We start from the raw sequence: 13,942 nt of genomic DNA, 5'->3' as shown, positions 1-13,942 counted from the left end.
GTTTGTAAGTGCTTAACCACAGAATAACACGGACATACTTAGTTTGTCTATTAAACAAACTAAGTTTTTGTGTTAAACTGTTGGAAATCACGATTTGTTTTTTTTGCCGTATTCAGTATGCGGCTTGAGCAATCTCACTATTCGGCGTTTCATGATACAATGATAGTTATTGTTACGCGGACGGAGGCTTTACCTTGAAGAAGAAACCTACTGGCGACCTGGCGCTAATCAAAAAAATAAACACTTCCATCGTGCTGGATGCCGTGCTGAAGCATGCGCCGCTCTCGAGAGCGCAAATCTCCGAGCTTACCGGCCTGAATAAAGCGACCGTCTCCAGTCTCGTTCAGGACTTGATCGATAATCACTTCGTGCTCGAAATCGGGCCCGGCCAATCGAGCGGCGGCCGCAAACCGGTCATGCTGCTCTTTAACGGAAAAGCCGGCTACGCGATCGGCATCGACCTCGGCGTCAACTATATCCGCGGCTTGCTGGTCGATCTGGAAGGCGGCGTTGCCCGGGAGTACCAGCAAGTGCTTAAGCGGCAGGACGCCGGCTTTGCCATCGAGCAGCTTGAGCAATGTATCGAGACGCTGCTTCGCGATGCTCCCGAGAGCCCATATGGAGTTGTCGGAATCGGGATCGGCGTGCCGGGCATCGTGGACGGCAGCGGGACGATTCTGTTCGCCCCGAATTTGAAATGGCGCAATATCGAGCTTCAGAAGCATTTGGAGGAGCGTACCGGCCTGCCCGTCACCATCGACAACGAAGCGAATGCAGGCGCTCAGGGCGAGCAGAAATACGGTGCAGGACGAGGCATCGCCAATCAGATCTATGTGAGTGTCGGGATCGGGATCGGGACGGGCATTATTTTGAACAAGGAGCTGTACAAAGGGGCATCCGGCTTTTCCGGCGAGCTCGGGCACCTGTCCATTGAATACAATGGCAAGCCATGCAGCTGCGGCAACCAAGGGTGCTGGGAGCTTTACGCGTCCGAGCATGCGCTGCTCAGCTCCGCCTCTCCGCTCGGGTGCGAAAGCCTCGAGGATGTACTTCAAGCAGCCGCGGAAGGCGATGAAAAAATTATCGGGCTTATTCGTTCGACGGGCGATTTTCTTGGCGCGGGTATTGCGAATATCGTCAACGTGTTCAACCCCAATGTCGTCATCCTCGGCAACCGGATGAGCCGTCTTGCACAGTGGCTGGAGCCGGCCATTCAGGAGGCCGTCGACCGTAGGGCGCTGCAATATCACCGGGAGCGAATGCGCATCCTGTTCGCCGAACTCGGCGAACAATCCGCCGTTCGCGGCGCGGCCTATTACGCGATCAGCAGCTTTTTTGCAAAAATCAAAAGCGGGCAGCACTAAGTCTCGCTGTTACTGCGTTCGGCTGCAGTTTCTGCAGCTGAACGATAGGCTGCTTCGCCATTTCTCTGTTGCTCAATACACCTCTCCCTCTATTACCCATTACTCCATTCTTCCATTACTCCATTCTTCCATTCAGCCATGCTTCCGTTCTTCAGTTCCTCAGTTCCTCAGTTCCTCAGTTCCTCTGTTCCTCTGTTCCTCTGTTCCTCTGTTCCTCTGTTCCTCCATTATCCACTACTCCGTTCCGCCATTATCCACTACTCCGTTCCGCCATTTTCTCCATTCTCTAATCATTCATTTCACCATTCCTCGATTCTGCTGCACTAATTACATCAGAAACCTTACATGACGAGAAGTCGGCGGCGTTAGCCTGCACTTTTGCAGCAGAAGTTACCTCTCAGAGCTCGAAATGGCCCTAAGATCGTGATTCTGCTGCATATACTGCAGCAGAATCATCGGCTCGGTCCATATCCATTCATGCTGCTGCACAATCTGCAGCAGAATCATCGGCTCGGTCCGCATCCATTCATATTGCTGCACATTCTGCAGCAGAGAATAATAGGCTCGATCCGCATCCATTCATACTGCTGCACAATCTGCAGCAGATTGATAAGTAACTTTACTGCAGCCGAGGCGAAAATCGCCCTTTCCAACATAATCCGCCACTCTCGTTCCTTCACCACCTACTCTCTCACCCACTCAGCACTATCGTTCCTCACCACTCGCCCTATCCTATTCAGCCACTCTCGTTCCTCACCGCCTTCCCTCACATCCCATCCAGCCCCTCCACTTCACCTCCAGCCACCATCCATCCGCTCCTCCGACCTACCGAAATCCGACCATTCAATTAACTCATTTATTAATTAAAACACTAATTTCATTACCTATATTGACATTTAATCAATTTAAAACTTAAATAATAGTATATTTCCGCCTTGTTATTAACTTTAAAATTAAATAAAGGAGCTGTGATGATGCAAAACAATTCCATTCCAAGACCCGAATATCCGAGGCCGCAGTTCGTTCGCGATGCCTGGCTGAATTTGAACGGCGAATGGCAGTTTGAAATGGACCCGGGCAAAAGCGGTATCGCAAGAGGCCTGAATAAGGAGGATGCGAAGCTCAGCGGCGCGATCACCGTTCCCTTCTGTCCGGAAAGCGAGCTGTCGGGCATCGGGCATACGGATTTTATGCCGGCCGTCTGGTATAAGCGTTCGTTTGAAGTTCCGGATGATTGGAACGGCGGCCGTGTTCTGCTCCACTTCGGAGCAGTAGATTACGAAGCAGAAGTATGGGTGAACGGCAAGCAAGCCGGCAGCCACCGCGGCGGTTACAGCTCTTTTTCCTTCGACATCACGCCTCTTCTGCAGGCCGGAAGCAACACGATCACAGTCTATGCGGTGGATGACACTCGCTCCGGCAAACAACCGCGCGGCAAGCAAAGCTACAACTTCCACTCCGGAGGCTGCGATTACACGCGCACAACCGGCATTTGGCAGACGGTATGGCTGGAGCATGTGCCGGACTGCTACATCGAATCGTTCCGGCTTACGCCGGATCCGGATAACGGCGCTTTCCATGTCGCGGCCAAAATAAAAGGTCCCTCAAATGGCGTCCATCTGCAATGCGTCGCCATGCTGGATGGTCAGGAGGCAGGACGACAAACGTCGGCCGTCGGTTCCATGTCCTCAGTGACGGCTACTGTCGCATTATCAGAGATTCACCTGTGGGAAATGGACTCTCCCGTTCTCTACGACCTTAAGCTTGAGCTCGTTCATGAAGGCAAAACAATTGACGCTGCCGATTCCTACTTCGGATTGCGCACTGTTCAGCTGGATGGCATGGCTTTCCGGTTGAACGGGAAATCGGTGTTTCAGCGGCTCGTGCTTGACCAAGGCTTTTATCCGGACGGCATTTATACCGCCCCTTCCGACGAAGCTCTGAAGCGCGATATCGAGCTGTCGCAGGCTGTCGGCTTCAACGGCGCCCGACTGCACGAAAAAATGTTCGAGCCCCGCTTCCTCTATTGGGCCGACAAGCTTGGCTATCTCGTATGGGGCGAGCATGCCAACTGGGGGCTGGATATTACCGATGTGTCGGCATTGGCTCGGTTTTTGCCGGAATGGATCGAGGGCATCGAACGGGATTACAATCATCCGAGCATCGTCGGCTGGTGTCCCTTTAACGAAACGTGGGATTCTTCGCGGGGCACCCGCCAGGATAACGATGTGCTTCGGATCGTATATGAGACGACAAAAGCGCTGGACCCTACCCGCCCGGTCATCGATACAAGCGGCAATTACCATGTGGTGACGGATATTTTCGACGTACACGACTACGATCAGAATCCGGAAACCTTCCGCGAGCGATACCGGCCTTTGGCGGAAAACGGAGAAGCATGGGTTTCCTACCCGGACCGGCAAGCTTACGGCGGCCAACCTTACTTCGTCAGCGAATACGGCGGAATTTGGTGGAATCCGGGTCAGACAGGCGAGAATGGCTGGGGCTACGGCGATCGCCCGAAGAGCGAGCAGGAATTTATGGAACGCTACGAGGGGCTTACCAATACGCTTCTGGACAATCCGAACATGTTCGGATTCTGCTATACGCAGCTATACGATGTCGAGCAAGAGGTTAACGGGCTCTACACCTACGCACGCGAGCCTAAGTTCAATGCAGAAAAGCTGCATGCGATTAACAGCCGCAAGGCCGCGATCGAGGATTAATTTTTACCATATAACGTAAACAAACAGGGGACTGCTCTCTCAGGCCGAAATGGCCTAAGAGAGCAGTCCCCAACAAGTTTGCCTAATGAACGCGATGGACGCCGGCAATGTCCTGCACGGAACCGTCCAGCGTTATCTCTACTGTATTGTTTTTCACAACGCCATTGCTATAGTACGCCCGAAAAACAAAAGTAAGCTTTCCGTCCGGCTGCTCCGCAAACGATTCGTCCCACAGCACGCCTTTCCAGCTGGTCCTGGCTGCGTTAGCCGGGTTTAATACAACGGTGTGATCTCCCATCGAGACTTCGACGCGATCCGCTCCCGTTGCCGTTCCAGTAACCGTCGTATTCGCTTCGAGCATAAATCTCTCGCCTGCCCAAAACACGGAGTACACGCGCGGCGAATCGAATCGGCCCGTTCTGTCCATATTATATTTCCGCCGGTGCTCATCCCAAAGCTCCGTATGCTTAACGCGGCCGGATACGGACAGCGGCAGCACCTGCACGGTTTTGGTCACGATAACGGGCTCGGCAATGCCGTCGCTGACCGTCATCCTCATCGTCCAAGTCCCGGTTGCTGCAAGTTTTACCGTCGGTCCTTCCGGCGAATATCCCGGTCCCGCGCTCGTATAGGAATAGCTTGTATGAGTACCGTTAGGATTTGTCAGTCTGTATGCAATCGTCAGCTCATTGCCGTCCTGATCGTTAACGGCCGACCGGAACGAGACGGTATCACCTTCGTACACCGGCTTCGGCGACCAGTCGAAATCGGCCGCCGGAGGGCGGTTGTTAACGATTTCTACCGTCTTGCTTACCGTCTGCACATTGCCGTTAGGCGTCGTTGCCCGCCATTCGAATGTGTATAACCCGTTTGGAACGGCGCCTGTCTGGAAGCTTCCCGACCAGCTCTTTTGCCCGTAACCGGCGGTTTGGGTGGTAGAGGACGAAAGTGCAACGGTTCTTTGGTAAGTAGTCCCTTTGAATGTTGTTACCGTAACGGCATTTGCATATTTCGTCGTTTCCGCCTTCAAGCTGTAGCCTTCATTTGTGACCAGAGTAGAGATGCCGTTCCCCGAGCCGTCCGCAGCATGAATCGTTCCGGTCAGTTGAATCGGTGTCGCTACCTGAACCTGAAACGATTTCTCCGCAGTGGAGCCGGCTACGGAGCCGTTGCCTGTAATTTTGAACGTATACAACCCGTCCGGCGTCGAGACTGGAATCGTAAACGTCTCGTCATTCCAGGACACGTCATTGCCGCTTTTGGAGCCGGTATAAAAAGGAACAAACCGGGAAATCTGGGTTCCCATCGCAAAAGCTAACGAGATCGCGTACGGATACCTCGTCCAGAGCTCATGGGCGATCAAACTCTCGCCGGCCGGTACGCCGTTTAACGAAAAGCCGCTGTAAGCCGTCTTCAAACGGCCCTTCAGCTGGACAGGCACCGTATCCGGAAGCACGAACGTCCGCTGCACGGGATCGGACCACGCTCCTTCCAAATCCTGAGCCCTGTAATCCAATACATAAGTGCCGGGCGGCAAGGAGGAAGGAATTTGGGTAAACGCCTCTCCCGTCGCCTGATTTGTGAATTTAATGGCCCGATCCTGAATTCCCCGATCTGTATCCGCCCTCGTTACGCTGTGGTCAAGATCGTAGCTCGTATCGATCCAATTGGTGCGGTACGTATTCGATGTCATCTGGTAATCGAAATCAAGCGACACATCCGCTACCGGCTTGCGGTGAACAAACACCTCGATTGCCGATTCGTTCGAATAATAAGCGTAATCCGCGAAAAGCGGGTCGGCGGCCGGCATATCCTTTACTCGGCGGAAAAAGATATATTTTCCGGGCTTATTCAGCTTTAATGTTGAACGGTATGCCATCCAGTTAGCGGCGTTTTTTTCCGAAATCAACGATTTTCCGTTGACCTGATCGTAGCCTAACGAATTGTCGAAATGGTCCGGATCCTGAATAATTTGCAATTCGTCCAGCCCAATTGAATCCTGCTCATAATCGAAGGTTGCGGTGTGCGTGACTACCTCCTCTCCGGCCAGCTTATAGACCTTCGGAATGGCCGGGTTATTTTCGCCGATGTAATCGATCACCTCGCCAATCAGCTGTTCTATGGCTTTGCCGTTAGGGATATACTTGTCATGCTCCATCTGCTCCTGTATGGCGGGGCTGCCGGCAAAAATCAATCTCGCAGCCTGCTTGTCCATGACCTGCTGCAAATCCGGCAGTTGGCTTACCGAATGGTCCGATAGATATACGACATATTTGGAAGGAACGGCCCGTAAAAATGACGCATCATAAGGCTGCCGGACATCCTTGTAAATCGTCCCGCTATAGTACCCCGTATAATCGTCGTAGCTGACCATTCTTGGCTCCCATACATTACGAGTCCAGTATACCGTTCCTGAATAACTGGCTGTCCAGGTTACGCTGCAGGATCCGTTTTTGGGACCGCCCGATGTCGGACATGAGCCGCTTGCAGAACTTCCCGTCCGGCTTAGCGTTCCGGAGTAGCTTCCGTCGCTGTATGATTTGCTGCCGGGGCATTCGCTCCAGGAAGAGCTTCCACTCGCAAAGCCGTTCGAGTTATACGTCGTTGTCACGGTATTGCTGCAGGAATCCGTTGCGGTTTTGGAGTCCGTTTTCGATACGTACCGCCCCTCATCCCTCGTATACGGAGAATTGGATACGCTCGTGCGGGACAGCGTGCCCGAATATCCTGAGCTTGAATAAACAGTCGTGCTCGGAGGATAGCTTGAACCTGTGCTTCTGTAGGTGCTTGCCGGCTGATCATAGGTGTACGTCTTCATATCCCAAATCCCGATATTGGCGAGCATGCCCGCCGTCGTAAAAGCGTTCGTAATCGTCACTTTGTTGTTCTTGACGTAATCGGCCGAGCTTTGCGATAAATTGGAATCCAGCATAAAGAAAACATCCAGATCCGGTTTTTCGTTCGGGACCTCCAAATACAAATCGCTTGAAGGCTCATAATTGTCCACAAAAAAAGTTGAAGCAAAAGTATGGGTTTGATCGTCCGCAGGCGTTATAAATTCCGAAAGGCGTGCCTGATTCGTCCCTTCTTTGGCATTCACAACGATCCGATACTGCCCCAGCTTGGTAAACGCCGGGAAATCCGGCTCTGACTCGGCTGTTTCGTAAACGTCAGTTTCAAAGGTACCGTCATTGTCGGCATCATACAGAACCTTCAACGTTCTGGAGGCGATATAATCCTCATCCGTGCTTTGCACATCGTAGTACAGCTGAAGCTCGTCCAAGCGGCTAATTTGAGAGCCGTAAGCGTGGGCGACGATAGCCGGTTTATGGTCGGGCAATATTTCATAGTCGACAACGTACGGATCCGAATATCTCGTAATCGATTTTCCGTTTCCGTATGGAATGACGCGTTTGGCCGCAATGCTCATCCGGTAGCTGCCGGGTGTTTTGTACATAAACATTTTTTGCTTTAGATTGCTCTCGCAATAGCCCGTCCGGCATTTCAGGCCCGGATTGTCCGTGTCGACAAAGCTGAAATTCGTAATTTCTAGCGGGGCATTGCCTTCCACCCACTGGTCGTTGCTCGCGGCGGAGCGGTCATAGGCCATCATGGTCCGATTCTGCTTGTAGGCTCCTTCGAGCGTAAGCGACACTCTAGGCTTCGATTCGTGAATGACAACGTGCCTGATCAAAAATGATTCCGTACCGTCAGGCGCGGTCCAAACGACTTTGACTTCGCGGATCCCGAGCGCAGCCTCGCCGAACACATACTCCCCTTTGAAAAAGGCTTTAACATCGATCTCCTTGCCGTCGACGAACGCTTTTTTGGAGAAGCTCTCATAGCCGGGCGCAGCTTTACAGCTAGGTGCGGGTATGTAGCCAGGCGCTGCATCCGTTACCGGAAACGGCACGACATCGTACCAGTCAAGCGGCCAGCTTGCTTCCGGCTGTATGTATTGCGGCGGGGCAGGCGGGAAAACAGCGTCAGGATTGCTGCAGCCCCCTATTATTTCAACTGGAGCATCCTGTATGACGACTACCGTCTTCATCGCAACCGATCGGTTGTTGACCGGCTCGTCTTTATCGACAATCGTCTGCTTGATATGAAATGTTTTTAATCGCCGGTTTGACGATGACTCCGAAAACTTCGTTTTTATGTAGTCGTGTAAAAATGTCCGAACCGCATCCTGATCCAGATAACCCGCGCTTGGCTTCTGAATTTCGGGGATGGCCGGGTCAAAGGTTTTAGTTGCTTTTGTCCCGTCTTCATCGTTAGAAATTTCGAAAATATAATAGTCCGCGTCTTTTCCGTAGGATAAGTCCTGGTAGCCGATTCTTTCTTTGTCGAACTCGGATTTCTTCGTGAATTGGACTTGAGGGATGACGTTGAAGCCGGACTCCATCGTGCCTTTCTCATTGCCCTTAAAGGTGAGATTGAGATAACAAACGGGACTGCCCGATTTTGAAGGGACGGCAGCCGTATCATTGGCATAAAAAGCGACGGCTTTAGCATCCGTTGAATATTTCCAAGCCTTCGGATCGGTTTTGTCCAGCTTATCCGTATCAACTTCAATCGTGAACACACCGGTCCCGGTATTATCCTTGACGATTACGCCGTCCGATTTGTTATTGGAAGCTAAATCAAGGGAGGTATCTTTATCCCGGTCATACAAGTTGAGCTGCCAATGCTTTACTTCTTTTCTCGTATAAAATAACGCCTCCGCCGGCAAACTTCCGTAATAGAGCTGATCCTGCAGCGTTCCTGTCACTTTAACCTGAACCTTCACTTTTCGTTCTTTGCCGATCGGAATCGGCTGCTTCTCCACAGCTGTTGCCGTACACGCTGCAGGCGGCGCCGTTTTTTCGGGCCCCTTCAATTTTTCTAGCGTAAAGGTCTGATACCATAACGAATGCGACGCCCAGCTGTAGTGGTACATCGTCCCAAAGCCCGCTTCACGGGCTGTTGCCGGCTGGTTGACGACCATGTAGTTTCTGGGATCCATGTTCTCAGGGGTTTGGCTAAGAACTTTGTAGCGGTCGCTGTATTTGACTCCTTGGGTAATGGTGAAGTTTAGGGAGCGTTGAATGTTACTAAAGAGCTTGCTGAACCTTTCATCGATAGTATTATCATAATAATTTAAATACAAAAATCCAGGAGTTTCAGGTTTATGTCTATAGGATGTAGGGAGGGATTTCCATGGTTGAAAAACCCAATGCTTATCACCTAGTTTTGCCCCTACATCATCATCCACAATAAAATAACTATTTGGAAACAAAGTACCATCAATCGTATAACCCAAATATCTGTATTCACCAAATTTATATCCACCATATTTTGCAGTATATGCGTAATAATGACCTTCTCCACTTGGTTCCGGATTAATTACAAGGTTTTCTTCTGTCTGCCAACCCCTCTTAAAATCTTGACTCCTTTCCGGAATTGATGAATAATCACCGTACACTATTAAGTTCATAGGCGGAGATTTCTTACCAGAAGCGTTCATGGTGAACTCGTTATAATATAATTTCGAGTTAAACTTATAACCATCTACGTTACATGGACGAACTCCCGTAGGAATATTTCCATCTGATCGTGTATTGTAACCACAAGGATTATCAAAACCATTTATTTTGTCTGCCGCATACGTATGTTGAACAAATGCTAAAGGTGAAATAAAAGAAATTACCATTGATAAAAAAATAATAGATACCATCCAAAATGATACATTACCCTTTATCCTTTTCAATAACATGCCCCTTTCATAATCTTAATAGAGCCTCTCTAATCTAATTAATTCGCCAGCTACATATGCTTTAAAATCCCTATTGTTAAATGAAAATTCAACAGCCTTTGTAGTCAGGTATTTCTCCATAGCAAATACTTTTGATTTTAATTGTGTTCCCTTACTATCCCCTGCAAATAATTCAAATGCTGCATCTACTAGTGTTGTAGAATGTGGGTATTTCTTATTTCTAGGATAAACCATACTAAGATAACTTGAATTCCCATCAGCTACAGTCAATCCAAATTCAATCGCAGGTAAGTTCGAGAAATCTCCCAGTCGCGTTAAAAAGTCATGTTTATCAAAAGACTCTCTACTATCAAAAATGATAACCCCCAAGTTCCCAACACCAACATAACCGCTCGTAACATGCTTCTTAGCTAACTCAACAATTTTTTTATAAGAATCATATTTGTACTTATCGCTGTACAAATAAATTTGCCCCTCCAGTTCAACGTACAATTGCCCTTTCAAATTAGGCTTATAAGGATCGCGTAGCGAAGAATCACGAAGTCGTTGAACCATGGTAAGCGCTTCGGCGCGAGTCACGTACCGATTAGGATAAAAATGATTATTCCAACCGCGCATTAATCCTGCAATTAAGGCTGTAGCTCGATATCCACTTGCAGCCGAATTAATTGAACTGCCCATATCAACCAGTCCACTATTCGATCTAACATACTCACTATAGGCAGCATCGAAATTAGTTTCTAAAGTAGTGAACCATTTCCCTAGTAAATATGAAGCTCTGTCTCTAGTAATTTGTTTCTTATAGAGCGCATAGTCCTTTGGAAAAACAGGGTCAAACGTCATCATTACATCCATGTCGTATAACATATCGATGAAAGGCTTCGCCCAATACCCAGACTTAGCATTTTGGAATTTAAACTTGTTTTCAATTACGGCAGAACGAATTGGTCCAATAAACCCCGGCTGAACATACATCAATTGATCCAACCAACCCTGATCAAAATTCTCCCCGCCATCCGAGAAAGCACGTAGCATCATTGATACGAATTGATCCCCGCTCACCACTGCATCCGGCTTAAACGTACCGTCCGGGTAACCTTCGACAAGGCCGGATTCGGCAGCCTTTAAAATACTTTCCTTCGCCCAATGGTTCGCAATATCCGGAAACGGCTGCTTCTCCGCCGCCGCTATCCGTTCATGGCTGCCGGACGCCCCCTGCAAGGAAGTACCGATAAGAAGGCATAACGCGATGAATCCAACTTTTGCTTGTTTAAACAACGAAATCACTCCTATGCTTGTTCTGTGCGCACCCTGCGACTTTTTTTCGAGCGTATTGCTCGGACACGAAATCCCTTATACCTGTAAAATGAATCGTTTCAACGCTCCTGCGAACAGCGAAGCCCTTGTTCCTCGAAAATAGCCTCATTTTGAAGCAGAGGATGAAGAACAGCGGGTCCACAGTCAGCAAATCACATTCACATTCACATTTACATTCCGATTGTTTTTCACGAATAGCGGATTGTCTCTCCCTGCAATCCAAAACCATCATTTCAAAAACCCCAATAACCTCGTAATCACGATCGCCGCCTCGGCACGGGTTACGTGCTCCTCCGGTCTGAACGTGCCGTCCGGATAACCGCTGAAGACACTGTAGCCGGCAGTTAGCGAAACCGCATCCCGGTACTTGGCTTCCACCGCGTTCATGTCCGAAAATGCCGGAGTCTTGGCCAGCCTGGCTGGAGCAACCATTCTCATGACGTTGGCTGCCAGCAGCGCCACTTCCTTGCGTTTGAACGGTTCGCGAAGCCCGTCAGCCGACCAGTCCTCCGTGATGCCGATCTCCTTGGCCGCCGACAAATAAGGAGCCGACCAGCGCTTGCCTGTCTCCGGAAGCAAGCTGTACTCCGCCAAACCCATTTGCGCGCCCAGCCGCTCGTCCTTCACCCTCCACCGGAATGACTTCTTCCATTGCCGCTTTCCGTTCGGCAGCTCCTCCGTCAGCGACAGGACGAGCATTTTGATCAAGGCTTCCCCTGTCACCTGGTCATTCGGACCGAAGCGTCCTTCGCCGTACCCCGCGACCGTTCCCGCAGCAGCCAGCGCTTCTATATCTTCCTGCGCCCAATGTCCCGGAATATCCGAAAACAGCGGCACGTTTACTCTCAGATTGTAATAAGCCCGTTTTGGCGCCGAAATGGTAAACTTATATGTGCCTCTCGGCGCCTTCCGGATTACATACTCGTTTGTCCATTGCACCTTGCCGCCGGCGCTTATTTTGTTGCTCTTCGTTACCCGCAGGACATGTCCCCCCGGCATTCTCAAGGCTGAATCAAACTCCCCGTCACTCCCCTCCAAAATAAAAGAAATATACGCTGCCGCTTCATTCAGCTCATACGTCTTCGACACCTCGACGCGCCCGGCCGCCGACGCCGCTAACGGAAAAACCGCCAGCAGCAGCGCCAGCACCACAACTAGATTCACGCCTCTATAAACGATTTCTCGCATCATCAACCTGCATCTCTCCCTATGTAATGACTGAAACCTCTTAATAAATCAAACATTTTTTTACAGGGATCCCTTACCATTTCTTTCTTTTTGTCGAATTTCCTCCTTTCACGCAGGCTTCCCTTCCTAGAACGGAACAAAAAAAAGCACGCCCCTCCCTCAAACGAGGGAGCAAGCGTGCTTCGCTGCTCTTCCAAACCATTACAGTAAATGTTACTTCAACCGGAAACTCCTGTCAATATCCTCCAGAAAATCTGTTCATTCGCCTGCCTGCCGGTCCTTCAGTTACCCGGCCTGCCCTTCACCGGTTTGGGCAAATAACGGCTTGTGCTTAAACAGCGGAAGAAGCAGGAGCATCCCGATAAACATGATGACGGCGGCCGTGCAGTAGATGCCGACAAGCGGAAAAACCAGCTTCAGCTGTCCCGCCGCAAGCGTCATGATGACCATCATGCCCATAAACATCGGAGTCAGGACGCCGTTAACCCGACCGACGTACGACTCCTCCGTCCACTGTAAAATCATCGTGCTGATGCCGATTTGGATAAGGGGGAACCCGAGTCCGCTAATAAATTGCAGCACCAGAGTAAGCGGAACGCTTGTCGACAAACCGATTCCGAACATCGTAACGGCGCTTAGAAGGATCCCAAGCGCCAGCAGCTTCTGCGGCGCTACTTTTTTGGCGATCGCCATAACGGCGCCGCCGCCGGCCAGCATCGCCACCCCATTGACCATCAGCAAAAACTGCAAAAATTCCTTAGGCTGCCCCAGCCTTTCGAGCACGATGAACAAACCGAGCGTCTGGGCGATGCCGACCGCCGTACCGGCCAGCGCGAACGTGCCGCCAAGCGACTTCAACACGGGACTGCGCCATACGTAAGCGAAGCCGGCTTTCATTTCCTCCCAGAAGCGGCGCTCCGCGGCTTGCCCGACCTTTTCAGGCTCCCGGTCGCGCGGGATCCGGAACAGTACGATCGCGGACAGCAAAAACGCGACGCCCATGACGGCGATCGAAATTTCGATGCCGAATTTTTGATACGAAATGACGCCTAACGAAGGGCCAACTACCATAAAGATCGCAATAAGCGACTGGAACATCGCCATCGCCTGCTGCAGCTGCTCGGCCGGAATGTGCTGCTTGAACAGCTTCATCGCCGAAGGCTGCGAGAACTGCGAAAGAATAGCGGATACGAACGTGGCCAAATACACCATATGCCAAGATCCGTACATTAACGTGATTAACACGATAAACACCGAAATCGCCGACAAAAAGTCGCACCAGATCATCGTTAAGCGCGGCTTCCAGCGGTCGGCGAACGTTCCGCCGATAAATGAAAAGACGAAAATCGGCAAAAATTCCACAAAGCCCATCAAGCTGATCGCAAATGGGTTTTCGTTCGTTTTGTCCGTCACGTACATCAAAATTGCGAAGTTCCGTACCCAAATCCCGATTTGCAGCAGGACGTTCGACAAAAGAATCGTTTGATAAAATTTGTTGCGAAACAGGCTTCCGCCTGCCCCTTTTACAGCCCCGGCAGACATTGTTTAAATGCACTCTCCCTTACATGTTTCCCATTTTTCTGAATCTGACC

At 50.5% G+C, this 13,942-nt stretch carries 7 protein-coding genes; 2 read left to right on the top strand and 5 right to left on the bottom strand.

Features of this window, described 5'->3' with window-relative positions; genetic code table 11:
• Window positions 1–194: 194 nt before the first annotated feature.
• Entirely contained in the window at window positions 195–1,364 is a 1,170-nt protein-coding gene (locus KP806_RS13790) for an ROK family transcriptional regulator (protein ID WP_224724271.1), read from the top strand.
• Between the two features lie 390 nt (window positions 1,365–1,754).
• Here the strand turns inward: KP806_RS13790 and KP806_RS13785 are convergent, their stop codons facing one another.
• On the bottom strand, window positions 1,755–1,943 hold the full coding sequence (locus tag KP806_RS13785) for a hypothetical protein (protein WP_224724270.1): 189 nt from the start codon (window positions 1,941–1,943) through the stop codon (window positions 1,755–1,757).
• A gap of 395 nt (window positions 1,944–2,338) precedes the next feature.
• Between KP806_RS13785 and KP806_RS13780 the strand changes: the two genes are divergently transcribed.
• Window positions 2,339–4,090: a glycoside hydrolase family 2 protein gene (locus tag KP806_RS13780; protein WP_224724269.1), complete on the top strand. Its 1,752-nt coding sequence runs from the start codon at window positions 2,339–2,341 to the stop codon at window positions 4,088–4,090.
• An 82-nt stretch (window positions 4,091–4,172) separates the two neighbouring features.
• Here the strand turns inward: KP806_RS13780 and KP806_RS13775 are convergent, their stop codons facing one another.
• From KP806_RS13775 to KP806_RS13760, 4 genes are all read right to left on the bottom strand, one after another.
• Window positions 4,173–9,566: an Athe_2463 domain-containing protein gene (locus tag KP806_RS13775; RefSeq protein ID WP_397376396.1), complete on the bottom strand. Its 5,394-nt coding sequence runs from the start codon at window positions 9,564–9,566 to the stop codon at window positions 4,173–4,175.
• Between the two features lie 294 nt (window positions 9,567–9,860).
• Entirely contained in the window at window positions 9,861–11,123 is a 1,263-nt protein-coding gene (locus KP806_RS13770; protein ID WP_224724267.1) for an S-layer homology domain-containing protein, read from the bottom strand.
• A gap of 267 nt (window positions 11,124–11,390) precedes the next feature.
• Complete coding sequence (locus tag KP806_RS13765) at window positions 11,391–12,353, bottom strand: S-layer homology domain-containing protein (RefSeq protein ID WP_224724266.1); 963 nt, start codon at window positions 12,351–12,353, stop codon at window positions 11,391–11,393.
• Between the two features lie 282 nt (window positions 12,354–12,635).
• Window positions 12,636–13,892 carry an MFS transporter gene (locus KP806_RS13760; RefSeq protein ID WP_224724265.1) on the bottom strand — a complete coding sequence of 419 codons (1,257 nt, stop codon included), beginning with the start codon at window positions 13,890–13,892 and terminating at the stop codon, window positions 12,636–12,638.
• Window positions 13,893–13,942 lie beyond the last annotated feature (50 nt).

This window comes from Paenibacillus vietnamensis, from assembly GCF_020169515.1.
GTDB classification, from domain to species: domain Bacteria; phylum Bacillota; class Bacilli; order Paenibacillales; family Paenibacillaceae; genus Pristimantibacillus; species Pristimantibacillus vietnamensis.
Note: the sequence above shows the minus strand (reverse complement) of the source record. Positions and strands in the feature narration are given on the sequence as shown.